This window comes from Alkalimonas delamerensis (assembly GCF_030717955.1).
Lineage (GTDB): Bacteria > Pseudomonadota > Gammaproteobacteria > Enterobacterales > Alteromonadaceae > Alkalimonas > Alkalimonas delamerensis.
On sequence record NZ_JAUZVY010000001.1, the window covers coordinates 815,633 to 841,679 of the forward strand.

The 26,047-nt window shown below is 53.6% G+C and carries 20 protein-coding genes and 4 tRNA genes; 16 read left to right on the forward strand and 8 right to left on the reverse strand.

Annotated elements, in window-relative coordinates:
* Nucleotides 1-9 precede the first annotated feature (9 nt).
* Complete coding sequence (locus Q3O59_RS03700; protein WP_305944286.1) at nucleotides 10-1,098, reverse strand: hypothetical protein; 1,089 nt, start codon at nucleotides 1,096-1,098, stop codon at nucleotides 10-12.
* Nucleotides 1,099-1,326: 228 nt separating this feature from the next.
* On the opposite strand from Q3O59_RS03700, the gene Q3O59_RS03705 reads away from it, so the two are divergent.
* From Q3O59_RS03705 to Q3O59_RS03715, 3 genes are read left to right on the forward strand one after another with little or no spacing between them, the layout of a single operon-like run.
* Nucleotides 1,327-2,121: a hypothetical protein gene (locus Q3O59_RS03705; RefSeq protein WP_305944287.1), complete on the forward strand. Its 795-nt coding sequence runs from the start codon at nucleotides 1,327-1,329 to the stop codon at nucleotides 2,119-2,121.
* 8 nt (nucleotides 2,122-2,129) lie between these two features.
* On the forward strand, nucleotides 2,130-3,092 hold the full coding sequence (locus Q3O59_RS03710) for a polysaccharide deacetylase family protein (RefSeq protein ID WP_305944288.1): 963 nt from the start codon (nucleotides 2,130-2,132) through the stop codon (nucleotides 3,090-3,092).
* Nucleotides 3,082-4,356 carry a glycosyltransferase gene (locus Q3O59_RS03715; RefSeq protein WP_305944289.1) on the forward strand — a complete coding sequence of 425 codons (1,275 nt, stop codon included), beginning with the start codon at nucleotides 3,082-3,084 and terminating at the stop codon, nucleotides 4,354-4,356. Before Q3O59_RS03710 ends, Q3O59_RS03715 begins: the two co-directional genes overlap by 11 nt.
* A 93-nt stretch (nucleotides 4,357-4,449) precedes the next feature.
* Here Q3O59_RS03715 and Q3O59_RS03720 read toward each other — a convergent pair whose 3' ends face one another.
* On the reverse strand, nucleotides 4,450-5,874 hold the full coding sequence (locus Q3O59_RS03720) for a phosphomannomutase (protein ID WP_305944290.1): 1,425 nt from the start codon (nucleotides 5,872-5,874) through the stop codon (nucleotides 4,450-4,452).
* Nucleotides 5,861-7,267: a mannose-1-phosphate guanylyltransferase/mannose-6-phosphate isomerase gene (locus Q3O59_RS03725; protein WP_305944291.1), complete on the reverse strand. Its 1,407-nt coding sequence runs from the start codon at nucleotides 7,265-7,267 to the stop codon at nucleotides 5,861-5,863. Before Q3O59_RS03725 ends, Q3O59_RS03720 begins: the two co-directional genes overlap by 14 nt.
* Nucleotides 7,268-7,426: 159 nt before the next feature.
* Here Q3O59_RS03725 and Q3O59_RS03730 point away from each other — a divergent pair, with 159 nt between their 5' ends.
* The 5 genes from Q3O59_RS03730 (at nucleotide 7,427) to Q3O59_RS03750 (ending at nucleotide 13,987) form a co-directional block, all read left to right on the forward strand.
* The gene (locus Q3O59_RS03730) at nucleotides 7,427-9,922 is read left to right on the forward strand and encodes a CehA/McbA family metallohydrolase (RefSeq protein ID WP_305944292.1); all 2,496 of its coding nucleotides are present in this window, start codon (nucleotides 7,427-7,429) and stop codon (nucleotides 9,920-9,922) included.
* 154 nt (nucleotides 9,923-10,076) lie between these two features.
* Nucleotides 10,077-11,297, forward strand: coding sequence for a TIGR03087 family PEP-CTERM/XrtA system glycosyltransferase (locus Q3O59_RS03735; RefSeq protein ID WP_305944293.1), 1,221 nt, complete (start codon nucleotides 10,077-10,079; stop codon nucleotides 11,295-11,297).
* Complete coding sequence (locus tag Q3O59_RS03740) at nucleotides 11,294-11,926, forward strand: acyltransferase (RefSeq protein WP_305944294.1); 633 nt, start codon at nucleotides 11,294-11,296, stop codon at nucleotides 11,924-11,926. The genes Q3O59_RS03735 and Q3O59_RS03740 overlap by 4 nt, the downstream gene beginning before the upstream one ends.
* On the forward strand, nucleotides 11,919-12,869 hold the full coding sequence (locus Q3O59_RS03745; RefSeq protein WP_305944295.1) for a glycosyltransferase family 2 protein: 951 nt from the start codon (nucleotides 11,919-11,921) through the stop codon (nucleotides 12,867-12,869). The genes Q3O59_RS03740 and Q3O59_RS03745 overlap by 8 nt, the downstream gene beginning before the upstream one ends.
* The gene (locus Q3O59_RS03750) at nucleotides 12,866-13,987 is read left to right on the forward strand and encodes a glycosyltransferase (protein ID WP_305944296.1); all 1,122 of its coding nucleotides are present in this window, start codon (nucleotides 12,866-12,868) and stop codon (nucleotides 13,985-13,987) included. Before Q3O59_RS03745 ends, Q3O59_RS03750 begins: the two co-directional genes overlap by 4 nt.
* Here the strand turns inward: Q3O59_RS03750 and Q3O59_RS03755 are convergent.
* The 4 genes from Q3O59_RS03755 to Q3O59_RS03770 are packed head-to-tail and all read right to left on the reverse strand — an operon-like array spanning nucleotide 13,984 to nucleotide 19,229.
* Nucleotides 13,984-15,465 (reverse strand): oligosaccharide flippase family protein, encoded by a 1,482-nt coding sequence (locus Q3O59_RS03755; RefSeq protein WP_305944297.1) that lies wholly within the window; start codon nucleotides 15,463-15,465, stop codon nucleotides 13,984-13,986. The two genes, Q3O59_RS03750 and Q3O59_RS03755, sit on opposite strands and share 4 nt — an antisense overlap.
* A complete protein-coding gene (gene xrtA / locus Q3O59_RS03760) occupies nucleotides 15,462-16,928 on the reverse strand; it encodes an exosortase A (protein WP_305944298.1) in 1,467 nt (488 codons plus the stop codon). The genes Q3O59_RS03755 and xrtA overlap by 4 nt, the downstream gene beginning before the upstream one ends.
* Before the next feature lie 23 nt (nucleotides 16,929-16,951).
* The gene (locus Q3O59_RS03765) at nucleotides 16,952-17,815 is read right to left on the reverse strand and encodes an XrtA system polysaccharide deacetylase (protein ID WP_305944299.1); all 864 of its coding nucleotides are present in this window, start codon (nucleotides 17,813-17,815) and stop codon (nucleotides 16,952-16,954) included.
* A 4-nt stretch (nucleotides 17,816-17,819) separates the two neighbouring features.
* On the reverse strand, nucleotides 17,820-19,229 hold the full coding sequence (locus tag Q3O59_RS03770; RefSeq protein ID WP_305944300.1) for a TIGR03013 family XrtA/PEP-CTERM system glycosyltransferase: 1,410 nt from the start codon (nucleotides 19,227-19,229) through the stop codon (nucleotides 17,820-17,822).
* A gap of 192 nt (nucleotides 19,230-19,421) precedes the next feature.
* Between Q3O59_RS03770 and Q3O59_RS03775 the strand changes: the two genes are divergently transcribed.
* The 4 genes from Q3O59_RS03775 to Q3O59_RS03790 are packed head-to-tail and all read left to right on the forward strand — an operon-like array spanning nucleotide 19,422 to nucleotide 24,142.
* A complete protein-coding gene (locus Q3O59_RS03775; RefSeq protein WP_369812342.1) occupies nucleotides 19,422-20,060 on the forward strand; it encodes an XrtA/PEP-CTERM system exopolysaccharide export protein in 639 nt (212 codons plus the stop codon).
* A 50-nt stretch (nucleotides 20,061-20,110) separates the two neighbouring features.
* Nucleotides 20,111-21,685, forward strand: coding sequence for an XrtA system polysaccharide chain length determinant (locus Q3O59_RS03780; protein WP_305944301.1), 1,575 nt, complete (start codon nucleotides 20,111-20,113; stop codon nucleotides 21,683-21,685).
* Nucleotides 21,682-22,551 (forward strand): XrtA-associated tyrosine autokinase, encoded by an 870-nt coding sequence (locus Q3O59_RS03785; RefSeq protein ID WP_305944302.1) that lies wholly within the window; start codon nucleotides 21,682-21,684, stop codon nucleotides 22,549-22,551. Before Q3O59_RS03780 ends, Q3O59_RS03785 begins: the two co-directional genes overlap by 4 nt.
* Nucleotides 22,523-24,142 carry a TIGR03016 family PEP-CTERM system-associated outer membrane protein gene (locus Q3O59_RS03790; protein ID WP_305944303.1) on the forward strand — a complete coding sequence of 540 codons (1,620 nt, stop codon included), beginning with the start codon at nucleotides 22,523-22,525 and terminating at the stop codon, nucleotides 24,140-24,142. Before Q3O59_RS03785 ends, Q3O59_RS03790 begins: the two co-directional genes overlap by 29 nt.
* Nucleotides 24,143-24,190: 48 nt before the next feature.
* Here Q3O59_RS03790 and Q3O59_RS03795 read toward each other — a convergent pair whose 3' ends face one another.
* Nucleotides 24,191-25,201 (reverse strand): XrtA/PEP-CTERM system-associated ATPase, encoded by a 1,011-nt coding sequence (locus tag Q3O59_RS03795; RefSeq protein ID WP_305944304.1) that lies wholly within the window; start codon nucleotides 25,199-25,201, stop codon nucleotides 24,191-24,193.
* A 227-nt stretch (nucleotides 25,202-25,428) separates the two neighbouring features.
* Here Q3O59_RS03795 and Q3O59_RS03800 point away from each other — a divergent pair.
* From Q3O59_RS03800 to Q3O59_RS03815, 4 genes are all read left to right on the forward strand, one after another.
* Nucleotides 25,429-25,504, forward strand: a tRNA-Ala gene (locus Q3O59_RS03800).
* 16 nt (nucleotides 25,505-25,520) lie between these two features.
* A tRNA-Glu gene (locus Q3O59_RS03805) sits at nucleotides 25,521-25,596 on the forward strand.
* Between the two features lie 34 nt (nucleotides 25,597-25,630).
* Nucleotides 25,631-25,706 (forward strand) — tRNA-Glu (locus Q3O59_RS03810).
* A gap of 22 nt (nucleotides 25,707-25,728) precedes the next feature.
* Nucleotides 25,729-25,804: transfer RNA gene (locus tag Q3O59_RS03815), tRNA-Glu, on the forward strand.
* Nucleotides 25,805-26,047 lie beyond the last annotated feature (243 nt).

Sequence of the window (26,047 nt, forward strand, 5' to 3'; positions counted from 1 at the left end):
CCTTGTCGGTTAGGAAGTCAGGGAAAGTCGGTAGCAGCGTAAATGGCTGTCCACGCAGTTAATCGGGGTAAACAACAGCTGGTTGGCCGGCAGCTCTCCGCCGGGCAGGTAAATCATGCCATAGCGGCCCACCGTTGCCATCTGACTGTCCCGGTAATCCAGCGCCAGTAAAGGCTGCCAGTCTCCCTCTGGGCTTCGTCGCCACAAGGCCGCTTGCTCCGGGGTGTCTTGCTGGCGTCCAGGCTCGAAGGTGGTGGCTAAGATGGCGCTGCCATCGGCACAGGGCGTGGTGAAATAGGCCGGGTTGCCAATGGTGGCGACTTGCTCGCGTGCCTTGGTTTCGAAATGATAGCGATAAATGTGATTGATGGCATCGGCCGGTGCATCTTTACCGGCATCCATTCCCCACTCGATGCAGTCGGGGTAAAACAGCAAACTGATGGCCCGCCAACTTTGATCGCCGCCGGCAAAACGATGCACAGTGGTAAACTCATCGTCGGTGTAATAAAAGGCGGACTCCTGATCGGCATCGCCGGTGGTGATCCACAAGCGGTTGCGGTAGCGATCGTACTGAATGGCGTGGATGTGCTTGATCTCATCACGGGAAAACTCCCAGCAGATGCTGGCCGTTGCCGTCGCCGGACAGACCTTGATCACCCGGATAGGGCAGCTGTGGTTGTTCAGGTACTCGCCAAAGTACACCTGGCCCGACTCTGGGTGACTTGCCAAACCCGCTCGCAGCGGCCCTACCAGATTGGCAATGTGATCACTGGCTACCACACAAGCGATTTTGTTGCCTTGATTCGGCCGGTACAGATAAATGCGGTCGTACACCATCACAATGTTGCCATCGCTGGTTTCAATGGCATGCTCAATGCCCAGCTGTGGCTTAAGCCATTGCCGCAGACGGCTTCTGGCAACTTTGTTTTTCAGCCAACCCTGCAGCCCTGGACTTTTTGCTGGCAAATGACACACCGGGCGAAGCCGCTGGCTTGCCAAATCCAGCCGGTAGATGCTGTGATCGCGGCTGCAAAGCAGGGAGTGCCCGGAAGCCTGGTGGGGGAGCAGGTTGTGGTACAGCAGTTCCATCTTGCGCATGATTCTTCCTTACATCGTCCTTGCCATGCAGACCAAACCAGAGGTTGAAGCAGAGCCGCTAGTGTTGCATAATCGCTGAACTATTCAACCCATCAAGTACAAACTAAGGCAGGTCGCTGAAACAACAGGATTGTTAGTTTCCCCGACCTTGGTGTTAGCCCATATTAGCAGATAATGTAGGCTTTTTGTGATGGTGTTATCAAAGAACTTAGTAAAAGGATGTTGGCATTGGTTGATGCAAAAGCATTAAAGCTCAGTCACTACAAGGATGTATTTCGTGTTACGGCCCCCGATGGCACACACCATATTGTAAAAACTTTTAAGGGCTGGGCAAAAGTCCATTGCCACAACAACGCCAAGTACACCCTGCAAGCGATCCAATTACTGTCAGCTGAGCTTAGTGGTGTGCGCTTGCCTTCCTGGGTCGCCCTGGACGATGACGATGTCTCTGTTCGCATGGAGCTGTTACCCGAGCTGCGAAAGGGGAAAGAGGTCTATCCTCCTCAATACAAGGCCTATCACCACTTTTTTACTGAACTCTACCAAATTAATGCACCTGACTGGGTGAAAGACATTCGCCAGTCGAAAGTCATTGCTGAAGAGGTGCTGGCGGCCATTCCTTCAGATCAACCGATGGCGCTTGGCTTTAAAGGCGATGCCTGGGGCAATGTGTTGTTGAGCCGGGATACCCTGGTGTTGGCCGATGTGGAAGACATCTGCATCGAGCCTTTAGGCTTTAGTGAGGTGATCGCTCTACTTGAAATGACAACAGCTGCAACCAGTGGCAAACCGCAAGCACTCTTTGGTTTGTTTTCATTGCGTTCAGTACAACCCGCTTTCATTCACTTTTTGACAACCAGTCAGGCGCAATCGGTTATTCAGTTAGCTCGGCTTGCTTGGGAGTCCCGAATTGTCAGTTGCGGTAAATTCAGAAAAGCTTGTAAAGTCAGGATTGCGGATCAGGTTGTTCAACGGCTTGAACAACTGTTAGCTGCCCAGGCGATGCGGGAACAAAACCTATGATTTCAGGGATGATCCGTTTTTTTCAACATATTTCTCAGCAGAGGTCAGGCAATCGCCTCACCATCCTGACCTACCATCGTGTCGCACCAGAAGGGCAAATCACCTATTTGCCGGCCTTGAGCACCGAGGCTTTTTCACGTCAGCTTGGCTGGATTAAACGCTACTTTCAAGTGATGACGCTGGCTGAAGCCGGCCGCAGGGCTGACGAAGGATCTTTACCGGCCAATGCCGCTGTGATTACGGTGGATGATGGTTACGACGACTGCTTTCATTACATCTTTCCATTGCTGCAACAGCATGGCCTGACCGCCAGCTTTTTTATTACAACTGCTGGTTTGCAAGACGGCCAATTGTGGGAAGAGAAAATTGCCGAAGCCATCATTGATGCGCCCCAAAGCTGTCAGCAACTGAGCTGGCAGGATGGGGACCACCCAATGGGCAATTTTGCCGAGCGGCTGCAACTGACCAAAAAGTTAATTGCAGAACTCAAGTATCTGCCTTTGCAAGAGCGGGAGCAGCGCTTGCTTCGCTTGCAGCAACTAACCGGTGCCGGGCAGAGTGGTCGCCAGTTTTTGCAGCCGGAGCAAATGCGGCAGATGGCGCAGGCGGGCATGGAGTTTGGTGCTCATTCGGTGCATCACCCGATTTTACTGCTGGAAGACGACCAGCTGGCTTATCAGGAAGTGCTGCAAAGCAAGCAGCAGCTCGAAGCGCTGCTCGGGCAGGAGGTGGTGAGTTTTGCCTACCCGAATGGCCAGTATGGCCGTGATTTTGATGATCATCACATTGCAATGGTGAAACAGGCCGGCTTTCGCTACGCTGTCAGCACCAATCCGGGCAGCAATAACGACCTTACAAAACAGGCGCTTTGCCTGCATCGGGTTTCACCCTGGCCAACCTCGGAAAGTCGCTTTATGCTAAGTTTACTGCGCAGTACCCAGCCGCAAGCCGGAGCCCCCGATGGCTACTGAATTGTCGACCCGTAAAACCATCCTGATGATAGCCCTTGATTTCCCACCCTGCCAAAGTGCGGGTGTGCAGCGCACTTACAAGTTTGCCCAGTACTTGCAGGATTTTGGTTGGGATGTGGTGGTGCTGACGGTGAAAGCCTCTGTTTACCAGCAAACCGATGCCGCCGCCGGTTGCCCGGACGTGCTGCACATTGAACGCTGCGCGGCGCTGGATGCGGCCCGTGATCTATCCTGGCGCGGTAAATACCTGGGCTTTAGCTGCGTGCCGGATCGCTGGTGGAGCTGGGCGCTGTCCGCCATCCCGGCGGGGAAGCGGTTGATCAAACAATACCAGCCCGATCTGATTTGGAGTACCTACCCGGTTTCAACCGCCCATTACATTGGCTATCGGTTGCAGCGGTTCAGTGGTTTACCCTGGATTGCCGATTACCGCGATCCCTTGCAGTGTCGTTACGATGCCAGTGCTCGTCGGTACAGTGGCATTGCCAAATGGATTGAGCAGCAGACCATCCGTTACTGCCAAAAAGCGGTCTTTACCACCGAAAATGCCGCTCGTTTGTATCACCGGCTTTATGCCGATGAGCCATTCAGTAAATTTGCCGTGATTGAAAACGGCTTCGATGAAGCCAATTTTCAGGGGCTGCCCGCCAAAGCGCCCCGCCAGGAGCAGCGTTTTATTCTACTGCACAGTGGTGCTTTGTACGGGCAGGGGCGGGATCCGTCCGAGCTGTACCATGCACTGGCTTTGCTGCAACAGCAGGGGCTGATTGATAAAGACAACTTTGCGCTGCACTTTCGTGGCTTTGAGGGCACCGCAGAGCAGCATGCTTTGTTGCAGCAGCTCGGGATTAGCACTCTGGTGCATTTTTTGCCCGGCGTGCCTTATCTGGAGTCATTGGCCGAGATGGGGCAGGCCGATGCCTTGCTGCTGATCCAGGGGCCTTTGTTTAACAATCAGATCCCAAGCAAATTGTACGATTACATCCGCACCGGCAGGCCTGTGTTGGCGGTGACACCGGACAAAGGCTCGACCTACCAAACTCTGCAACCTCTTGAACACTGCCACTGTGCCAGTGGTGTCCAGGCCGTCGCCGAGGCCTTACAGCAACAAATCATGGCGCAGCAGCGAGCACAGCAAAACCCAGTCGATGCTGTGGCTGACAGTCAGGGGATTTTACCTGCGGATCAAGTGCCTGAGGCCATTGCGGCTTACTCGCGCTACGAGCGGACCCGGCAGTTGGCGCAGCTGTTGGCAGAGCTGTAATGGCTGGCTGAGCTATAACTGCAAGCCGTCCAAGCAGGAGTGCTGGACGGCTGCTTTATTCCCCGCAAAACACGGACACTCCCATCAGCCAGCTCAATGCTGTTGGATGGCCTTCAGTGTGATGGTCATCAGCTTGGTGGCCTGCTCTTGCGATTGTGCTTCGGCATAGCAGCGCAGCTCCGGTGCGTTGCCACTGGGACGCAAGTGCACGATGTCCTGATTGGGCAGGGTGATGCGAAGACCATCGGTGGTATCGATGCCAAGTTGGCCGGCCTGCTGTTCTGCATCGTCTTTGCTGCTGCCAAGCCAGTGCAACAGCGTGGCCGGCTGGCTTTGCAGCCGTGCCAGTAACGCATCACTTTGTTCGCGGGCAAACTGCTGCAGCCGATCGCTGGCGGTAAAGCGCTTAGGCAGGGCGTCACGCAAGGTCGATAACGGTTTTTCCCCAGCCAGAGCCAGACAGGCCAGTGCTGGCAGCAATGCATCCCGGGTCGGCAGGGCGGCTAAGCCCATGCAGTCTGAGCCCAGCAAATAGCCGCCGTTGGCCTCAAAGCCGGCGCAGGGCGCTGGCAAATCGCCAAGGGCGGCAATCACATAGGGCGAGCCTATGCGGGTGCGCAGCACTTTGGCAAAGCGGCCAGATTTTTCCAGCGCTGTGGTGCAGCTGACCGGCACGGCGATCTGGCAGATACCCAGGTAATCCGAGCACAGCAAACCCAGCACATCGCCGGTAAAGTAATGGCCTTGCTCATCAGCCAGCAAGGGCCGGTCGCCATCGCCATCGGTAGAAAACAGCGCATCCAGCTGATGCTGCCGGGTCCAGGCTTTGGCCTGGGCGCGGTCGTCGGCACTGACTGCCTCGGTATCAATCGGCACAAAGGCATCGCTGCGCCCGAGTGGGATCACGGTGGCGCCCAAGGCCTCCAGCAGCGCCGGGTAGAGATCGCGCCCGGCTGCCGAATGCTGGTAAAGGCCGATGGTCTTGCCTTTGAGCAAATTGGCCGGAAAAGTGCTTAGATAACGGCTGCAGTACGCCTTTTGGGCAGCATCGCTGGCGCTCAGAGCCGGCAAGGCGGTTAACGGCTGAATCGGGTAATCACCCTGGACGATGGCGGCTTCATCGGCTTTGCTGATTTCGCCATCGGGCCGGTAGAATTTAATGCCGTTGCGATCAAAGGGGATATGGCTGCCGGTAATCATAATGCAGCCCCGTTGCTGCGCCATGCTAAAGTGCGCCAGCGCTGGCGTCGGCAGCACGCCGTGGTACTGACAAGCCATGCCCAGTTGCGCCAAACCAGCGGCGCAGGCTTGCGCCATCGCATAGCTGCTGGGTCGGTTGTCGATGGCAATATCCAGTGTTGTCACCGAGCCTTGTTGTTGCAGCAGTTTGGCAAAGTTGATGGCAAAAGCAGCGCAGACTTCCGGGCTAAACTGCTCGACCAGGCCGCGGGCACCGCTGGTGCCAAAGGCAATGCCGCTGTTGGCAATCAGTTGCTTGCTGGATTCAGGCGCGGCCATAGCGGTCCTCAAAGCGAACGATATCGTCTTCACCCAGGTAAGAGCCCGATTGTACTTCTATCAGCTCCAGTTCAACTTTACCGGGATTTTCCAGCGCATGCACTGCGGTGATTGGAATGTAGACCGACTGGTTTTCCGTCAGGTACTGCTCGGTGTCGTTGATGGTGACCTTGGCGGTGCCGGAGACCACGATCCAGTGCTCGGCTCGGTGGTGGTGCATTTGCACGCTGAGTTTGGCACCCGGCTTGACGGTAATGCGCTTGACCTGAAAACGGCTGCCGTGGTCGATGGAATCGTACTTGCCCCAGGGGCGATAGACTTCGCGGTGGAAGCTGACCTCGCTGCGATCCTCGGCTTTCAGTGCTTCGACGATGTTCTTCACCTGCTGGGTTTGATCTTTGTGCGCTACCAGCACCGCATCCTTGGTGTTGACAATCACCAGGTCTTCCACACCCACGGTCGCCACCAGTTTATCGCTGCTGTGGATCAGGCTGTTGCGGGTGCTCTGGCACACCACATCGCCCCGGCAGACATTGCCGTTGTCGTCTTTATCCAGAATTTGCCACAGGGCGGCAAAACCACCGACATCGTTCCAGCCGGCTGACAGCGGGATCACCACAGCCGCATCGGTTTTTTCCATCACCGCGTAGTCGATGGATTCGGACGGGCAATTGGCAAAGGCGGCCTCATCAATGCGGATAAAATCCAGATCCGGCGTTTGCTGCTGCATGGCCGCCTGGCAGGCTTGATAAATATCGGGCCGGTATTGTTGCAATTCTTCGAGGTAGCGACTGGCTTTAAACACGAAAATACCACTGTTCCACAGATAGTCACCAGCATCCAGGTACTCGGCTGCCAGTTCGGCGTTGGGTTTTTCGACAAAGCGCGCCACTTTAAAGCCACCATGGCTGACCGCGCTGCCTTGCTGAATGTAGCCATAGCCGGTTTCAGCCTGGGTTGGGGTAATGCCAAAGGTCACCATGGCGCCGGTTTCGGCCAGTTGCTCGGCCTGGTTGATAACCTCTTGCAGCGCTTTGACATCGGCAAAGACATGATCGGCGGCCATCACCAGCAAGGTGGCATCGCCATCGGCTTGCATCGCCTGGATTGCAGCCAGAGCGACAGCGGGGGCGGTGTTGCGTCCAAAAGGCTCCAGTACGATGGCGCTGTCTTTTAACCCCAGCTGGCGGATTTGCTCGGCAGCCAAAAAGCGATGTTCTTCGTTGCAAATCACCAAGGGAGCTTGATGCTCCAGCCCTTCAAGTCGCTGCAGGGTTTGTTGCAACATGCTGTTGTTTCCGGCCAGCGCCAAAAACTGCTTCGGGTAGTTTCCACGGGACAATGGCCAGAGGCGGGTTCCTGAGCCACCAGCCATAATGACAGGCTTTAACATAAGGCATCCTTTCAATCGTTGTGCACAGTCGAAGCGAGACTAATGCTTTTTTAACAAAAATCTGTAGTATTGTACATCCTAAAACGGCTGTTCGCTTAGAGAAGCTTGTAACTTTTCGAAAAGCCGGCCTGTTGTTGCATGAATGAATTGGAAAGGGTTATGAGGAAAAAGCTGCTGACATGGCTGGTAAGAACTGCATTTATTTTTGCAGTTTTGTTGGTGGTTATTTTTTGGTTGCTGACGACCAAAGGGTCGGTGCAGCAACGCACCGTAGCCAGCAAGGATGTGGTTGCCGCTCATAATCTGTTTGCGGCTACTTTGGCGGAGTTAAGACAGGCCTCCGCCGGCATTTCCATCGAGTTGGAACAATCGGAATTGGACGCCTTGCTGAATGTCGCCAGCCATGCCTTGCGACCTGTCGTCTTTCATGGGGCTATCCTGGAGTCCTCGGCTGTACTGCATGCGGTTATCGAATTGCCCGGTCTTTTTCGTGGGCGGGTTGTGCATGGTCATTGCTGGCTTTCCAGGCAAGCGGATGGTTTTCAGATTGAATCCTGTCAATTAGGGCGAATGCCTTTTTCCGGCCGTCTTTCCATGTTTATGCTGCGTTCTGGCATCCGCTTTTTTATTGATTCGCCAGCGGATGATCAGCTGCTGACTTTGTTCCAGCACGGCCGTATTGCAGAGCGCAGGCTCAGTTTTACCCAAATGGATGCACAAGCGATACGGCCTCGTCTTGCGCAACGGGTCTACAGCGGATTGAGTCTGGGGCGGGACTTATCTGGTGGTCAGCAAGGTTTGGCGCCGGATGTGGTGGTCTACCTCGAGCAGCTCGAGACCTTGGCAAAAGCGAACCCGGATGAGCGTCGGCTGGCTTTTTTTCTACAGCAATTGCTGCTGACCGCTGAATCCAGAGCCAATGGCCGGCAACTCGAAGCGCAATACCATGCCGCCTTGTGGGCTTTGGCGGTCGGTTTTGGCAATCGCAGCTTTATTCGTTACGCCCATGCTGAGATGCAGCCTAATGAGGTTCCTGCTTTGCCTGCTGCCGTCTTGGCCGGCCGTCGAGATTTAACCTTGCACTTTTTGTATTCAGCGGTCATTAAAATGGTCGGTAATGTGCACATTGCCGAGCAGATCGGAAACTTAAAAGAGCTGCATGATGCAGGAGAAGGCGGAACCGGCTTTAGTTTTGTCGATATTGCCGCAAACAAAGCTGGCATCTGGTTTGTTCAACATCTAAACGCCATTGACATAGCCCTGGCGCATCAGCTGACGGCAGAAGCCTTTGAAATGACCTTTATGCCTGCGGTACACGATCTGCCGGAAGGCTTGCGTGAGGAGCGCTTTGAACAATTCTTGGGTGGGTTGCAAGGCGAGGGTACGGCTCGCTTGCAGGCTGAAATTGATCGACGTTTATCCCAATTGGCTTTGTTCGGGGCTACATTGCACCCGGCTGTACAGCTGGAACAACGTCCGGCAAACTTGCCGCCTCCAAACCAGACCCTGATCGCGGATTTGCACATCCACAGTCGTTTTTCTGATGGCTCCAGGCACATTGATTGGTTGGCGCAACAAGCCCAGCAGCAAGGGTGTGATGTCATTGCCATCACCGATCATTCGGATTTAAGCAATCGTCGTTTTGACGAAGCGGCGTATCTGGCAGCCATACAGAGTGCCCGAGCGGCTTATTTGCCTATGCAGCTGATTACCGGCATGGAGTGGAACATTCCGCCCATGGCGGGCAAAGAGCATGTGTCCTTGCTGTTGCCACAGGCCAGTGAGGATGCCGATTTGCTGCGCTCCTTTCGCCAGCGCTTTGACAATGAAGTGAACCGGACCGGCTTGGATGCCTCAGAAGCTTTAAACTGGCTGAAAGAACACATGCCGGAGGCCGTTCTTTTTTACAACCACCCCAGTCGCAAAGCCCTGTCCTTTACTGAAAACTTATTCGATGTCCGAACCTGGCGAAAAGATCATCAAACATTGCTTGGTTTTGAAGGCGGGCCTGGCCATCAACGCGACAAAGGGCCCCATAATGCGTCTTATCAGTGGTGGTACCGAACCTTGCACGGTTGGGACCCCGCGGTCGCAGTGGTGGGGGGGCAATGGGATACTTTATTGCAGCAAGGGATGATGTTTTGGGGGGCGCTGTCGAACTCCGACTATCATACACATCGCCTGGACTACTTGCCATGCAAATACTCACGCACCCACTTGTTGGTGCAGGATAGCACCGAGCAAAGCATCTTTGCAGCATTGCGCGCCGGGCGCTTTTATGGGTCACAGGGTAACTTTTTAAAAGAGCTCGATTTTCAGCTAGTAACCTCTGAAGGTGTCTTGTACAGCGGGGATGAAGGCTACATGCTGCCCCAGCAGCGATACGAGGTCGTGTTGGATTTAACATTGCAACCCCGCAACTATCAGGGCGATCCGACCTGGCTGGATAAAGTCGAGTTGGTGGTGATTTACCCGGAGCGGGTGGAAACGGTTCGTCTGTATCCGGAGATTGATGGCTTGCACTACCGTGCTCGCTGGCGCGGTCGGCTGGAGTCCGATTTTGTCGTAGTTCGTGCCCGTGGAGGCATGGAGTTAACCGATGGCCGCTGGCATTACTTTTACACCAACCCGATTCGATTAAGGGAGCGAAAGTAATCATGGCCAATCCATGGAATGCCGCTGTTGTACTGTTCGTTGAGCAGGGTATACTTGCAGCCATTGACCGCTTTATCAGTTAACCAAGGAAGGAAGTCTGAATGACGCTAGTCCTGAGACAGTTTCAGTGCGCTAAAAGGCTGGGGTTTAAGCTATGAAAATCCTGGTATTGGCCCACCGGGTGCCTTACCCCGCCGATAAAGGCGAAAAAATCCGCACTTACCATCAAATCAAGTACCTGGTTGAGCAAGGTCACCAACTGACGGTGCTGGCGCCGCTGGAAGACGACGCGGAGCAAGGCTTTGCCGAAGCGCTGCAGCAAAAGCTGGGGATTGACGTCATTACTGCCAGGCTGGGCTCTGGCTTTGGCCGGAAAATCAGTGCCGTTCTGCGCGGTTTGGCGGTGTCGCAAAGTCATTTCTTTAGTCCGGCGCTGTTGGCGCAATTCAAGCAGCTACTTAGGACAGAGCAGCCTGATACCGTGCTCTGCACCAGTTCAGCCATGGCGCTCTATCTGGACCGTGCCGGGTTATCCGAACGGGCCAAACGGGACTGCACCTTACTGATGGATTTTATGGATTTGGATTCGGACAAATGGCAGCAGTATGCCCGCCAGGCGTCGATTCCGATGCGCTGGGTGTATCAACGCGAAGCCCGGCTGGTTGCCCGGGCCGAGCGACAGATTTACCAGCAGTTTGATCGCTGTTTTTTTATCTCCTACAACGAAGTGACCCTGTTCAGCCAACAACTGGCCGATGCCAGTAAGGTTAGTGTGCTGGCCAATGGCCTGGATACCTCGGCCTTTTATCCTGCTTCTGCACCCGTTAATGCAACCGAGCCGGTGTTTCTCTTTACCGGAGTGATGAATTACAAACCCAATGAAGATGCGGTGCTGTGGTTTGTGCAATCGATGTGGGCACAAGTTCGGCAGCAGTACCCAAATGCCCGTTTTATTATTGCCGGTATGAGCCCAAGCGCCAAAATTCAACAACTGGCCAGTCAGCCGGGTGTTGAAGTGACCGGCTACGTCGACGATATTCTGCCGTATTACCATCAGGCCAGTATCTTTATTGCCCCCTTTCGCCTGGCCCGGGGGGTGCAAAACAAAATTTTGCAGGCGATGGCCTGTGGCTTACCGGTCATTACCACCCCGATGGGGGCCGAAGGCATTGCCTGTCAGCCCGGCGAGCACCTGTTAACCGCCCAGACCGAAGCCGAGTTTTTGCAGTGCATTGCTGAGGTGCAGCAAAATCCGGCGCTTAGACAAGCGTTGCAGCAAAACGGACCTGAGCTGATCCGCCAGCGGTACAGCTGGGAGGGGGTATTGCAGCCTTTGCAGCGCATCTTGGCGGCTAAAGAGGAGGCTTCAGTATGAAGTCGCTGTTAAAAAAGGCGGTACGGGGCCTGATGTTGCTGTTGGTGGCGCCTTTGGTGCTGCTGTACCTGCTGCTGCGGCCTTTCTCTACCAAAGATGCATTATTCAGCGGCTTTTCACAGTTGTTGTCTTTGGTGCCCGGCGTGCTGGGCAGTTATTTGCGGGTTGCCGCTTACCGTTTGACGATGCAGCAGTGCGCAGCCGATTGTTACATTGGTTTTGGCGCCTTGTTCTCGCAGCAAGGCACCCGTATTGGCCGCGGCGCTTACATTGGGCCTCAGTGCAATATTGGCTGGTGCGCGATCGGTGATGATACGCTGCTGGGCAGCGGCGTGCATATTTTAAGCGGCAAAAACCAGCATCATATTCAGGACCCAACCAAGCCCTACAAAGATCAGGGCGGCAGTTTTGAGCAGGTACGGATCGGCAGCAACTGCTGGCTGGGTAATGGTGCCATCGTGATGGCGTCGGTCGGCGATGGCAGCATTGTGGGTGCCGGTGCCGTGGTGACCGAGCCGGTTCCTCCCGGCGTGATTGTGGTGGGCAATCCGGCGCGCGTGCTGCGCACTGTGGCAGAGCTGCAACAGCAGGCGACAGCAAAGCCGGAAGCAGGTGCACAGCATGACTGAGGGGCAGGTTGATTTTGTCATCCCGCATATGGGACGGCCGGAGATGCTGGTGGCCACGCTGGAATCGATCTTCGCCCAGCAACAGGCACAGTGCATTGGTCTGGTGGTGGTGGTGACCAAAAACTCAGAGCCGCTGGCCCTACCGGAGCATCCGAAACTGCGGGTGCTGTACCGGCCCGATGCCGGCAGCATTTCTGAGCAGCGCAACCTGGGCGCGGCTGAAGGGCAGTCACCCTGGCTGGCTTTTTTGGATGCCGATATTCAGTTAGCGCCCGATTGGCTGGGTGTATGCCTCGAACTATTGCAAGCAAAACCCGAGCGGGTAGTGGTCAGTGCCATGCAACAGGCTGGTACTGATCCCTCAAAGGTGGAATTATTGCGAACGGCTTTAAGCAACGCGGCACTGGACTGCGCTGTGCAATTTTTGCCCGGACGCAATTTGCTGCTGAGTCGTCAGCACCACCTGGCGGTTGGCGGCTTCCCGCAGCACCTGCAAACCTGCGAAGATTATTACTACACCGACCAGCTCAGTGCGCTGGGTGAATTGTTTTATACCTCGGCAACCAGCTACGTCCACCTGGGTGAAGATCAAAGTTTGCAGCAGACCTTCCAAAAAGAAATCTGGCGCTCGGAATACAATTTAACCTCATTGCGAGGGCGCAAGGTGCCATTGCGTGAGTGGCCCAGCATTTTGTTGCCTTTTTGGATATTGCTGGCGTTATTCGGTGCTGTCGCTTCCGCCTTTAAACCGGTTTTACTGGCACCAGCGTTGCTGTTGCTGTTCCTGCCGGTGCTGCTGTACAGTCTGCGCTTGTACGGTTTACCGCAGAATCAAGTAGGGCTGCGTTATCTGCTGCTGTTTTATACCGTGTATTTTGCCGCCAGGGCAATTGGCACTCTGGCCGGTGTTCGTTTTTTTCTAATGCGTAAGGATGCGGCATGACCATCAAAGTATTGCAACTGATTTGCCCCAGTGGCTACTATGGCGCGGAGCGTTGGGTCAATGCGCTGTTGTCGGTTGAACCCACCGGGGACCTGGAGCAGCATCTGGCCATCACCGATGAACCCGGTGTTTGCGACGATGTGCTGCGCCGTTGTGGCTTGCCGGTTGAGCGACAGCACCGTATTGCGATGGCATCCAAGTTTGATCTGCGGGCCATTAAGCGGCTGGTGGACTTAATTCGCCAGCAAGGCATTCAGATCATTCATACCCACGGCTATAAATCCGATATTTTAGGCGCTATTGCCGCAAGATGGGCTGGCATCGGTTCGGTTTGTACCCCTCATGGCTTTGAAAACTCCAGCGACAAACGCCTGCGAGCCTATATGTGGTTGGGGGGCAAGGCTTTTCACTGGTTCGACTGGGTATGCCCGCTATCACCGGACATTGAAAAGACGGTGCTGGAGCAGTACCGGGTTGCCCCCAATCGCGTCCGGTTGATCAACAACGGCGTGGACTTAGCCGAGGTTGAACGAGCCTTGACCGAGCCTTTTTTAAAAGACGAGCAGGAATTTCGCATTGGCTACATCGGTCAGCTGATCAGCCGCAAAAACCTGACCGCCACCTTGCAGGCTTTTGCTGCTTTGGTGCAGCAGCATGCCAATTGCCGTTTGGTGTTGATTGGTGATGGCGATGAGCGGACTCAGTTGGAGCAATTGGCGCAGCAGCTGGGTGTGGCCGGGCAGGTCGATTTCATGGGCTTTCGCGATGATCGGCTGCGCTTGTTGCCCAGCTTCGATTGTTTTGTGCTGACCTCCAGTCTGGAGGGGATCCCGCGCTGCTTGATGGAAGCCATGGCGGCGAAGGTCTGCGTTACAGCCTTTAACATTCCCGGTGTGGATCGCTTGATTGAACACCAGAAAACCGGTTTGTTGGCCGACTATGGCGATACTGCCGCCTTAACTGCTTTGTGGCAACAATTGATTGCGCAGCCGGCATTGAAGCAGCAGCTGGCTGAAGCGGGTTGTCAGCATGTTTATCAGCATTTTTCTGCCCAGGCGATGGAGCAGGCCTACAGCCATTTGTATCGCGAACTGATGGCGGCCAGGGGCGAGATCTAAGCTGACTTTTCTGCGCCGCGCAGTTTTTGATAGAGCTGTGCCATCACCTCGGTTTGGTGCGCCAGTTCGGGCACCCGCTGTTTAACCAGTAGGGTATACACCACAGAGCACAGGCTAAAGCAGCCAAAAAACACCAGAGCGTGGCTTAGCAGTTGCCAAAGCAGCCAGGTGTCTGCTGCAAAGCTCAGCTGCTGGCTAACCAGGCTGGCCAAGGCAGCAAACCCAAGGTAAGGCAGGCAAAGCAGCAGCAAACGTAGTAAATTGAGCTGGGTTGCCTGGTGCAGCAGCCACAGCAAGGCCAGGGTGGTGAGCACCGACAGCCAGGCGCGCAGCCAGGCCATCTCGCTTAATGAGCCTGTTGCCAGCAGCAACAAAGCCGCAATGACCAGCAGCGTCGACCAGAAATCAAACCAGAACAGAGCCTTGCTGCGGCCAATGGCCAAAATAGCATTGCTGATCAAATCAAACAGGCAAAAGGTTAAAAAAAACAGCGCAAAAGGGGCCAGCAAGCTGTTGTAGTTGGTCCACTGGGCTCCCAGCAGGGTATCGACGATCAGGGCCGGATGGGTCAGTAAGAAGGCGGTGATCGGAATCAGCAGCAGTAGCAGCAAGAACAAACTCATCCGGGTGCGGTAACTTAGGCGCTGTGCCAGTTCGCGTTGGTTGGCAATGGCGGCCTGCAAGGGCTGAGTGCAGGGCACTATCACCGCAATGGCTGGCAGCAGGGTCAGTTCCCGCAGCAAATGGTAGCCGCCTAAATCGGCGGTACTAAAGCGCCTGGAGACTATCAGGTTGTCGGCCTGGTAGCGGGCAAAACCGATGACACCCCGTAGCATCAGCCATTTCGAAAAATCCCACTGCTGTCTGAAACGCGCCAGTGAAAAATGCGGCCGAAAGGCGCTGACAAAATAGCTGCCTAGGGTAAAGCTAAGCGCAGAGACCAGAGCGCCAATGATCACCGGCCAGTGGCTGGGGTACCACCAGGCCAGGCCAACAGTGACGACAAAAGAAAGCAACTTTTGCCACAGGCTTAACCGAAACACCGGCTGGTAGTTCATTTCTTTGGCAAAGCGCATCAGCACCGGATTTTGCAAGGCCTTGATGGGCAACACCAGACTGGCCACCATCAAGGCTGTGCTCAGCTCTGGCATGCTGAAAAATCGTGCCAGCCAGGGTGCCAGCAGCAGGATCAGACCAAACATGGCCAATTTCATCAACAGATCGATGCTCCAGGCGGTGTGCAGATCGGCATCGTCCAGCTGTTGTTTCTGAATAATGTAATGCTGATTGCCGGCATCGGCAATATTTTCGAACAGCATCAGACAGATCATCACCAGAGCGACCACGCCAAAATGCTCCGGCACCAGCAAGCGGGCCAGAATCAGGGTGGAAATCAAGCCGAGGCTTTTTTGAAAGAGTTGGATGGTGAGCAAAATGGCAGAGCTTTTCAAAACGCTCTGACTCACCGATTGATTCATGGTAACAGGCCTGTCAGCTGCTGCTCCTTGGCTTGCAGCAAGCGTTGCTGGCTCTCATCCATCGAGTAATGGCCGGATAATGACAAGGCAACAACATAGGCGGGGTCATTCTGACCGCGCAGCAAGGCTTGCAATTGCAGCAGCTTCATCACAATGCGGTTGCTGGTGCGATACTCGCCCAGCTGATACCAATACAGCATGCTGCGGCGCTGACCACCTGGGCTACTGAGTTGCAGTACCCGGTAGCCATCCAGCCGGGAGCCATAATCCTGTTGCGTGGTGATGCTCCACTGATCAATCCGGTACAGCGTGTTGTGCCAGGTGATCATATCGCCTCGTTGCTGGCGATGGGCATAGGACGCAACAAAGAGCTCGACGCCATCCTCAGAAAGCCAGTGATCCCGGGTTAAACCGTCGTAAAACTGAATGCCCCAGCTGCTACGCTCCGCAATGGACTGATCAACCGCCAGTAGCTGGGCAGGTTGCTCCGGTACTTCTGTCTGCTGCATGCTGCGGCTCGATGCGCCGACTGCCAGCATGGTGAGACTGAGTAGCAGCAAAGCAACCCAGGCTATTTTGCTTGCTTTACTGCTCTTCGCTAAATGGCTTGCAGAGACAGCCGGCACTTCATCGTCGGCAAATTTGGCGCCCAGCCAAAAGGCCAGCATGATCACGATAAAAAACACCAGCCAGCCGTAATAATAGTGATCGGCACCAAACCCATAGGCCAGGTTCGATTTCTCACCAATCACCACCAGCAAAAAGGCCCGGATGCCATTGGCGATGATGGATAACGCCAGTGTCAGAGCGATAAAAGCAATGGCCTTGTACCAGTGGCGGTAATGCAGGTAGGAGTACAGGCAGGACAATACCAGGCTGGTCAGCAAAAAGTTCAGACCCGAGCAGGCCACGGCCACTTCAAAAACAGCCGAGGGGGTGTAGATATAGAGCCCTTCGCGGAAAATTGGAAAGTCGACCAGCCGCAGCAAATAGACCACCATATCGGCGGTAATGTTTTGCAAGATGGGATTGGCGGCTTCACCAAAAGGCACCAAAAAAACTAAGAAGGCCACCGGGAACCACAGGATACGCATTAGACGGTGACCGAGCACAGCCCAAAGCAATAACTGCAAAAAGAAAATGGCGGCAAATTGGCTGACAAAATTGACATCGATGGCATAAGCCAGCAACCAAAGTATGGCAAAAGGGAAGGCGGCAATGGCTGGAAGTAAGGTTGTTTTGGGGGCTAGCCCAAGCCATTGTTCACGCTGACGCCAGACCAACCACAAGCTGATGGGTAAAATCAGATAGGCATGCATGTAGGTCTCGGAGTGGCGCCAAATGGACTCCATCCGGGCCAGGCTAGGCCAAAACACCCAAAGGTAGCCAAGCAGCAAGAGGGGCAGTGCCAGCCAGGGGCCTGTGTTTGAAGTGCGCTCTGCGGGTCTGACTTGTTCAACCATTCCTTGTCACCTGCTGGCAGCGGTTAGCGTTGTTGTTGATTCTGATACTGCTCAAACACTTGCTGCACGGTATTCCATTCAAAGTCTTGCAGCAGTTTGGCGACTTTGGTTTCCATCCGCTTTAGATTGACGTAATGCCGGAAGCGGGATTTGAGCGGGGCATCGGCAATCCTGGGCTGTTGATGATCAATCTCCCAAGGATGAAAATAAAACATGTACGGGCTTTGACTCTGCTTCAGGTAACGCTGGATCAAGTGTTTACTAAGCCAGTAGGGCAGTAGCCGGAAATAACCGCCACCGGCAATGGGAATTTGTTTGCCTTTCAGCTGCAGGATAGGCATCGGAAACTCCCAAATGCCTTCTTTGCGCAAATAGGGCTCTGCCGGCCAGTACGGGGTGCCGTAATGATCGTGCTTGATCGGGTAGGTACTGGAGCTGTAGTGGTAACCTGCTTCTTTCAAGCAAGCGAAAGCCCACTCATTTTCTGCACAAATTGAGAAGCTCGGCGCGCGGTAGCCGGTTACTTCAGCGCCAATGATGTCTTCCAGCAGTATTTTGGTGCTGCTGACATCCTGCTGAAATTCGGCTGGCGTTTGCACTGTGGCCTTGGTATGGCTAAAGCCATGGCTGGCGACTTCATGACCGCGCTGATGGATTTCTTTGATCAGCTCTGGAAATCGCTCGGCAACCCAACCCAAAATAAAAAAGGTGGCTTTGGCCTGGTGTTCGTCAAACACGTCCAGGATGCGGTAGGTATTGCGATCCACCCGGATAGGATACTGATCCCATTGTCCGGGTTGAATCTTTTTTTCGAAGGCAGCGACCTGAAAGTAGTCTTCAATATCAATGGTTAAGGCGTGAAAAGGTTGCTTTACTTCTGATGGCATCCGATCATCGCCCTTTTCCAAACAAGACAATCTCTACCGTACGCACCAGGATAACCAGATCCAATAGCAGACTGCGATGCTTAATGTAGTACAAGTCGAATTTCAATTTTTCCAGTGCATCCTCAGTGGTGGAGCCGTAAGGATACTTCAACTGTGCCCAACCGGTCAGGCCAGGTTTGACGTTGTGACGCTGGGCGTAGTAAGGGATGTCTTTTTCCAACTCGCAGACAAACTCAGGGCGTTCAGGGCGCGGGCCGACAAAGCCCATTTCGCCACGGAACACATTGAACAGTTGCGGCAGCTCGTCAATCCGGTACTTGCGGATCACGCGGCCAACGCGGGTGACCCTGTCATCGTCTTTGCTGGCCCACTTGGCACCGCCAGCTTCTGCATCGGGGCCCATGCTGCGGAACTTGATGATGTGAAAAGGTTTGCCATCAATGCCGACCCGAACTTGCTTGTAAAACACCGAGGCACCGGTACGGCGACCGTCTTCCAAATAAATAAGAATGGCGGTAATCAGCATGATGGGCCAGGTCAGTGCCAACACGAAAAGCGCCAACAGAAAGTTGAGGCGGTAATCCAGGTTGGTTTTCAGCCATTTTTTGCTGTCAAAACCGTTGGAATAAATCACCCAGCTCGGGTAAATCAAGTTGACGGCAATCTGACCGGTTTCCTGTTCGATAAAGTCGAGAATTTCGACCACGTCAATGCCGCGGGTTTTGCATTTAAACAGATGCTCCACCGGCAGCATGTTGCGACGTTCATCACAGGCAATCACCATTTGGTCGATGGCGTTTTCCATTGCAAACTGAAACAGTTCCTCCTGAACATTCAAGTCCAGGATGGTTTCATTTTTCAGAGCACCTTCTTTATCGCCCTCGATACGGACAAAACCGACGATTTCAAAATTACGGCGATCCACGGTACGACGCATCCGCTTTTCAATGATGGAGGCCCGCTCACCGGCGCCAAGAATCAATACGCGTCGGCGGCTGATGCTGGTGATGTCGTGGTAATGAAAAACAGCGCGGAAGCTGCTGAGGAAAAAGATAGCTATGCCACAAGCCAGCAGCATGTACCAGACATTGATGGCAATGGAGCTAAAGAGGTTGAACAGCACCACTTCCAACAGAAAAGCACTAAAGAGCACCGTAATCAATACACGTTTCAGAATGCCACCATGGCTTTCACGCAGTTGCTGGTCGTACAGACCGACCGATAAGGCACAAAGCATCACCACCGCTGCAAACAAGATGGCGTTAATCAGGCGAACATCGAAGGGGATAGGGGTGACAAACTGGTGGAGTAAGTAACTGGCGATAAAGCTGGAAGCCAGAAGCAGAAAGAGTTCACCTAACAGGAAAATCTGGTCTGCGAAAGATTTTTTTCCGTAACCGGTAGCCTTGTTCATAAAAATCGTCCTTGTGCATCCTATGCATTTAATACTTCAGAACCGGGCAGTTAAGCTGCAGGCTTTTAAAAATAGCCCATAAAGTATACACTGTTCTGGCAGGAAACTGAAATAGTTTTTTATGCGGCTAACTTCCGTATAAAAATGCGCTATAGTACACAGACTTGTCTAAGGAATCGAAGGATTAACTCCATGAAAGTACAAGGTTTACAAGGATTGCGCGGCTTGCTTGCAGTCGCGATGACGCTGATGGTAGTCGCTTGTGGTAGCACGAATACCTTGCCGCAGGCCACAGTTCATGACTCATTGACGACTTCTGTCGAAAATTACCAATACCTGGTCGGCCCGGGTGATAATCTCAACATCTTTGTCTGGCGCAACCCTGAGCTTTCGGGGTCGTTTCTGGTGCGTCCGGATGGTATGATCTCAACCTCCTTGGTGGAGGATATACCGGTCAGTGGCAAAACACCGACCCAGGTCGCCCGGGATATGGAGCAGGTGCTGAGCCAGTTTATTCGTGACCCTATTGTCACGGTTTCAGTGTCTGGCTTTGTTGGCCCCTACAGCGAGCAGGTTCGGGTCATTGGCGCTGCCACCAACCCTCAGGCTGTTAATTACCGCCAGTACATGACTCTGCTGGATCTGATGATTCAGGTTGGCGGCTTAACGGACTTTGCCAGCGGCAACCGGGCTCAATTGGTCCGCACCGTGGATGGCCGTCAGGTCAGCTATCGTGTTCGGTTGGATGATCTGATTCGCGAAGGCGACATCCGTGCCAACGTTGATATGTTGCCAGGGGATATCGTTATTATTCCCGAGGCATGGTTTTAATTGATTCGTTTGACCCGCTATTTTTTTAACATGGACGCACGGAGCAGTACATGAAGGAACTTAATCTTGCTATCCAGCAAGTGCTTATTTATTTGCATGGCATTTGGCTACGCCGACGCTACATTGTGATTACGGCCTGGCTGATTTGCCCCATCGGCTGGTATTATGTCTATTCGATGCCGCCAGTGTATCAGGCCGATGCCCGGGTCTATGTTGAAACCCGCACTGTGCTTGACCCCATCCTTCGTGGTTTAACCGTGCAAACTAATGCTGACCAGCAAGTTCGCTTGCTGGCCAGAACCTTGCTTAGCAGGCCAAATCTGGAAAAAATTGCCCGGGCTGCCGATCTCGACCGAACGGCCCTGAGTACCGAAGAGTTTGACAGGGTGGTGGATAGTTTGCAGCGGGGGATCCGGTTCAGCCAGGCGCACCGCTCCGGCGACAATATTTACAACATCTCCTTTGACAGCCCAATGCCGGCAGAGGCCTTGCGGGTGGTGCAGGAAACCCTGAATGTCTTCATTGAAACCCGCCTGGGTGGTACCCGTTCGGATGCCTTGTCGGCTGAGAACTTTTTGAATCAGCAGATAGCCGATTATGAACGCCGCCTGGTCGAAGCCGAGCAGCGTTTATCGGATTTTCGCCGCAACAACATGGAAATCCTCTCTGCCGATGGCAATTTCTACAATCGTATCTCGCAGGAGCAAACACGGATTGAAGAAGCCCGGCTGGGATTGGCCGAGCTGGAAACCCGACTGCAAGCAGCCCGGGCTGAATTGGCTCGTTTGACCGATGGCTCGGAAGGCGGCCGCGAGCCGGCAACCCAGTTTGATGCCCGCTTGGCGGAGCTTCGGACCCAGCTGGATACTTTGCGGATGCGTTTTACCGACAACCATCCTGATGTGCGTGAGACCATGCTGTTGATTGAGCGTATTGAGCAGCAACGCGCAGAAGAGATTGCGACTTTACGGCAATTGGCTGCGTCTGGTATCGACAATGCGTTGTCGCAGAACGAGCTCTATGTCCGGTTGATGACGGCTATTTCAGAACTTGAAGGTGAAATTGCCTCCCGGCGGGTTCGCTTGGCCAATCACGAAACCCGTCTGAATGAATTGCGTCAGCGGATGGATCTGGTGCCGCAAATTGAAGCCCAGCTCACCGGCCTGAACCGCGACTACAACATTACCCGTTCCAAGTACGAGCAGTTGTTGTCACGCCGTGAATCGGCTGAGCTGTCGCGCCGGGTCGACGACTCTGAAATGGACATGCAGTTCCGTATTATCGATCCGCCACGGGTAGCATCGCGACCGGCAGGACCGAACCGTCAGTTGTATTACACCATGGTGTTGATGCTGGGGGTTGGCGCCGGTGTTGCCATCGCTTTATTGCGTAGCCTGATCTCACCGATGATGACCAGTACCATCCAGCTGAAAAGCATCTCGCATTTTCCGGTGTTTGGTGTGATATCCCATATCGATCGGGATGCCATTGTTTGGCAGGTGCGAAAGCATTTTATTTATTTTGTTATTCTAAGTGGTGCCTTGCTGAGTATTTATCTGTTTTTACTGGGCAATGAACTGATGCTCGGGCGACCAGTGGATGCATTGATGAGGTTGTTGCCATGAGTACCATCGAAAAAGCTGTTGATAAGCAAGCCGAATTAACTCAGCAGGCTGAGCCTGCGGTGCCAAGCACGGCCATACCCGAGGTTTCACCTGAGCTGACGCCGTCGTCACCCTCTGCAGCGGCACGGCAGGAGACTGTCATTGATGTGCAGCTGGATTTAAAGCGGCTGGAACAAAAGAACTTTGTTTCTTTAAGCCCAGAGCGGCGTTTGATCAACGAAGAGATGCGCAGCATCAAGCGGAAGTTGCTGAACAACGCTTTTGGTAGTCTGAGCAGTACTTTGCAGCATCCGAACCTGATTATGGTGACCAGTTCCAGACCCGGTGAAGGCAAAACATTTACCGCGGTTAATCTGGCGCTGAGTATGGCATTGGAAAAAGATAAAACGGTGTTGCTGGTGGATGCCGATGTGTTGCGTCCGAATGTTTCCAAAACTTTAGGTTTTAGTGCCGAACATGGGCTGACCGATTATTTGTCGGGCGATGAATTAACGGTGGAAGATGTTTTACTGAGCAGCAATGTTGAGCGTCTGAAGCTGATTGGTGCTGGCAAGCCACATCATTTGTCCACCGAATTGCTGGCCAGTGAAAAGATGCTGAAGTTGGCGATGGAGTTTGCCACCCGTTATCCGGATCGGGTGGTCATTTTTGATGCACCGCCACTGCTGGGTGTCAACGAGACTGCGGTCCTGGCCTCGATGTGTGGTCAGGCCGTGGTGGTGATTGAAGAGAATCAAACCAAACTTGCTGAAATAGAACAAGCTGTGGCATTGCTGCCGGAGGAGTTGGCGGTAGGCTTTGTCATTAATAAAGCGCACCGTAATCAAGGCAAAGGATATGGCTACTACTATTCATCGTCGGACTAAGCCGTCGAAGCGTTGTGTAACTCCCTTGGTGCTGGCGGTTGGCGTAGCGCTGCTTGCCAGCCCCTCCCTGGTCCTGGCAGAGGCCAACTTCAGTCCGCGTTTAGGCATCACCGGTCACGGCTACTGGCTTGATATTCCATCGCAGGATGGCAAAGACAATGGTGCTGCCGTCGAGCTGGAACCAGGCCTACGCTGGCGTTATCAGGGCCCGAAATTGCAGACGCGTATCGATGCCAGTCATCAGCGGGTTTGGTACAGCGATGGTGATCAGGATACCTTGTCACTGAATGAATACAGCCTGCAAAATGTGCTGACTGGCTTTGATCGGCGAGCGCGCTGGTCGTTGGATGCCAGTCAGCGCCATACGGTTCGAGCGGGGCAGGGCGGGGCTATTTTTCGCGATCGCATCACCAATCCGGGCGAGTTAAGCAAAACCCGCCGTTTAGGAACGGGGTTGGCGCTGGAAACGGCCCGTCACAAAGAAGCTCAGTTTGCCCTCAGCATGTCCGGGCGCAAAGTCAAATCAGAGCGTCCGCAGCAGGATGACTTTCTGGGCGATATCAACAGTGAGCAGTACGACCTCCGGTTGCAAACTTCACGGGATCAGCAATATGGCGGCTTGTATTGGCGGGGCAATGGTAACTTAAGCCGAACTGAGCGAGAGGCGCGTGAACGACTGACTCGAGACAGTGCTCACATGCTCTTCGGCGTTCCGCTGTTGCCGTCACTTGCCTGGACAGTGCAAGGGCGCTACGAGAAGAACAATGTTCGCAACACATCTTTTATTAACGAGTACAATACAGCAGGAACAGGCCTGGAGTGGCAATTTGGCCGTGTTTCCCGGGTGAATCTGAGCTACAACACTGTGCTGAAAGGGCGGGATGATGGCGACTTTGTATCGGCCGACTTTTTTATCGCACCCTCACGCCGAACCTCGCTCAGTGGTCAGTGGGATCGACGCTATTTTGGCCGCACGGCTCAGGTTAACGGGCAATACAATCTGCGCTTTTTGACCATGCGGCTGTCCTACACCGATCGGGTGTCGACCCGTAACTTCCTGGAAACCGAATTGATTGATCTAGGTGTTTTTGTCTGTCCGGACGATGCCAGTGATATTGGCGCCTGTTTTAATTTACCGGGTGCTGACTATGAACTGGGCGCCAACGAGCAGTTGCAACAGCTGTTTGATGTCGATGTGCAGATCCGTGACGATGTGGTGTTAAACCGGCAGGGCGCATTCGTTATTGGTTACAGCAAAAATCGTTTGACCACCAGCCTGAACCTGTCCAGCAGTGAACAGCGCTATCAGGAGATTGACCGGGTCGATCGCCGCCACAATGCCAGTTTGCAAACCGCTTGGCGATTGACGCCGCACAGCAGCATCCGGGCTAATGTGCGGGCTTATCAATACAACTTTGGCAATGATAATCGCGAAGATAAAAGTTGGCAGTACGAGTTAGGTTGGGCGCGTGATCTTACGGCCTCGTCCGACTTAAACCTGACAGCTCGTCACAGCAAGCGAGACTCCAGCAATGATAACTTTGATTTTCGGGAAAATCGCTTATCGCTAACTTACCATCATCGTTTCTAGTCAAAAAAACAGCTGCCTCGGCAGCTGTTTTTGTAACTGGGCAGAGCTTTATTGCTCGGGTGGGGTATTTTTTAGCGCCTTTTGCTGCTTTTGAATCAGCTGGTCCAGCTCTTTGGCCAACCGCAATTTGTTTTCCAGGGAATTATCCAGCAATTGACTGATTTCAGTGAGCAACTGAGCGTTCGTTTCTGCAGCGCTTTTATCCGCAGCGGGGGCTGGTGCTGCTTCTGTCTGCACCGGCTTGAGATTGGCCACTTCATCCATAATCTCATCAATCACTGCTTGCACGTCCGAAGCTTCCAAATAGGGTTTTTCTTCCAGGTAGCCGTATAGGAAGACCCGGTCCATCAGGGTGTTGATCTTGCGTGGGATCCCCCGGCTAAAGCCCTGGATCAATGCAAAGCAGTCATCCGACAACAGGGGCGTTTCAACCCCGGCCTGTTTAATGCGATAGCTGACATACGCCTGGGTATCTTCGACCTGCAAGGGGGTTAGATTGCTGGAGGCAATGATGCGCTGACGAAACTGCTCCATATCCGGTGCTTGTATCACCGCATTCAATTCATTTTGACCAAGCAGGAAGCTTTGCAGCAAAGGTTTGCCATCCGCCATAAAGTTGGACAGCATACGAAGCTCCTCAATGGCCTCCAGGGGCAGATTTTGAGCTTCATCCACCAACAGCAGGGCGCGACGATGTTGTGCATGCAGGCGCTTGAGAAAGCTGCCAATGGCATCCAGGTAGGATGCTTTGCTGTGTTCACTGACCACCAGGTTAAAGGCCGATGCAATCATGCGGATCAAATCATCGGGCGATAAGCGGGAGGTGACAATTTGCTTGGCAATGATTTCATCTTGATTCAGCTGACTGAGCAATTGATTGGCAATGGTGGTTTTGCCGGTGCCAACATCGCCGGTAATGACAATGAAGCCTTCACCCTGGCTCAGGCCATATTGTAGATATGCCAGCGCTCGTTTGTGCAGCTTGCTGGCAAAAAACCAATTTGGGTTGGGCGTTAGCTGAAAAGGGCGTTCCTTAAACCCATAGTACTTTTCGTACATAATCCATTCCTGTAGTCACGCGCAAAGAATTCTTAATGCAAACGCCATGCTACCACTTTTCGCTGGCAGCGTGAATACTGGCAGTGATTTGCACTAAATTTCAGCATCACGTTTAAAAAATACGCGAACAAAACAAGGCTCTGAAAAAACTGTTGACAGCTGGCGGGGTGACCCCTAGAATGCGCTCCGTGTTCAGCGATAAACCAGTTTCCTGAATACGCCCGTGTGGGGCTATAGCTCAGCTGGGAGAGCGCTTGCATGGCATGCAAGAGGTCAGCGGTTCGATCCCGCTTAGCTCCACCAAAGATTTTTTTAGTGCGTCCCCTTCGTCTAGAGGCCTAGGACACCGCCCTTTCACGGCGGTAACAGGGGTTCGAATCCCCTAGGGGACGCCAATTAATCTTGTCAAAGTGCTACTGTTCGTTCTGCGTCCCCTTCGTCTAGAGGCCTAGGACACCGCCCTTTCACGGCGGTAACAGGGGTTCGAATCCCCTAGGGGACGCCACTAACAGTCAGCCACTTCCTAAGTCCCCTTCGTCTAGAGGCCTAGGACACCGCCCTTTCACGGCGGTAACAGGGGTTCGAATCCCCTAGGGGACGCCACACCTTTTTCACTTCAATTGATTACTTCTGTCCGAATACTTATCGCCGTGAGGCGGTGTCGGGACACCGCGCAAAGCCATCTGGCACGGCGGTAACAGGGGGTCGAATCCCCTAGGGGACGCCATTTCTTCTTTAGTGTTGAGTTATTAGTTTTAAGTGTTAAGTTAAAAAACTCAAAACTCAAAACTCAAAACTCAAAACTCAAAACTCAAAACTCAAAACTCAAAACTCAAAACTCAAAAC

Bases quoted from the DNA above. Each gene is read 5' to 3' on its own strand.
- Q3O59_RS03780 (WP_305944301.1), top strand. From the start codon at position 20,111: ATGAAGGAACTTAATCTTGCTATCCAGCAAGTGCTTATTTATTTGCAT.
- Q3O59_RS03740 (WP_305944294.1), top strand. From the start codon at position 11,294: ATGAAGTCGCTGTTAAAAAAGGCGGTACGGGGCCTGATGTTGCTGTTG.
- Q3O59_RS03715 (WP_305944289.1), top strand. From the start codon at position 3,082: ATGGCTACTGAATTGTCGACCCGTAAAACCATCCTGATGATAGCCCTT.
- Q3O59_RS03785 (WP_305944302.1), top strand. From the start codon at position 21,682: ATGAGTACCATCGAAAAAGCTGTTGATAAGCAAGCCGAATTAACTCAG.
- Q3O59_RS03770 (WP_305944300.1), bottom strand. From the start codon at position 19,229: ATGAACAAGGCTACCGGTTACGGAAAAAAATCTTTCGCAGACCAGATT.
- Q3O59_RS03795 (WP_305944304.1), bottom strand. From the start codon at position 25,201: ATGTACGAAAAGTACTATGGGTTTAAGGAACGCCCTTTTCAGCTAACG.
- Q3O59_RS03725 (WP_305944291.1), bottom strand. From the start codon at position 7,267: ATGTTAAAGCCTGTCATTATGGCTGGTGGCTCAGGAACCCGCCTCTGG.
- Q3O59_RS03765 (WP_305944299.1), bottom strand. From the start codon at position 17,815: ATGCCATCAGAAGTAAAGCAACCTTTTCACGCCTTAACCATTGATATT.
- Q3O59_RS03790 (WP_305944303.1), top strand. From the start codon at position 22,523: ATGGCTACTACTATTCATCGTCGGACTAAGCCGTCGAAGCGTTGTGTA.
- Q3O59_RS03730 (WP_305944292.1), top strand. From the start codon at position 7,427: ATGAGGAAAAAGCTGCTGACATGGCTGGTAAGAACTGCATTTATTTTT.
- Q3O59_RS03750 (WP_305944296.1), top strand. From the start codon at position 12,866: ATGACCATCAAAGTATTGCAACTGATTTGCCCCAGTGGCTACTATGGC.
- Q3O59_RS03735 (WP_305944293.1), top strand. From the start codon at position 10,077: ATGAAAATCCTGGTATTGGCCCACCGGGTGCCTTACCCCGCCGATAAA.
- Q3O59_RS03755 (WP_305944297.1), bottom strand. From the start codon at position 15,465: ATGAATCAATCGGTGAGTCAGAGCGTTTTGAAAAGCTCTGCCATTTTG.
- Q3O59_RS03710 (WP_305944288.1), top strand. From the start codon at position 2,130: ATGATCCGTTTTTTTCAACATATTTCTCAGCAGAGGTCAGGCAATCGC.
- xrtA (WP_305944298.1), bottom strand. From the start codon at position 16,928: ATGGTTGAACAAGTCAGACCCGCAGAGCGCACTTCAAACACAGGCCCC.
- Q3O59_RS03775 (WP_369812342.1), top strand. From the start codon at position 19,422: ATGAAAGTACAAGGTTTACAAGGATTGCGCGGCTTGCTTGCAGTCGCG.
- Q3O59_RS03745 (WP_305944295.1), top strand. From the start codon at position 11,919: ATGACTGAGGGGCAGGTTGATTTTGTCATCCCGCATATGGGACGGCCG.
- Q3O59_RS03720 (WP_305944290.1), bottom strand. From the start codon at position 5,874: ATGGCCGCGCCTGAATCCAGCAAGCAACTGATTGCCAACAGCGGCATT.
- Q3O59_RS03700 (WP_305944286.1), bottom strand. From the start codon at position 1,098: ATGCGCAAGATGGAACTGCTGTACCACAACCTGCTCCCCCACCAGGCT.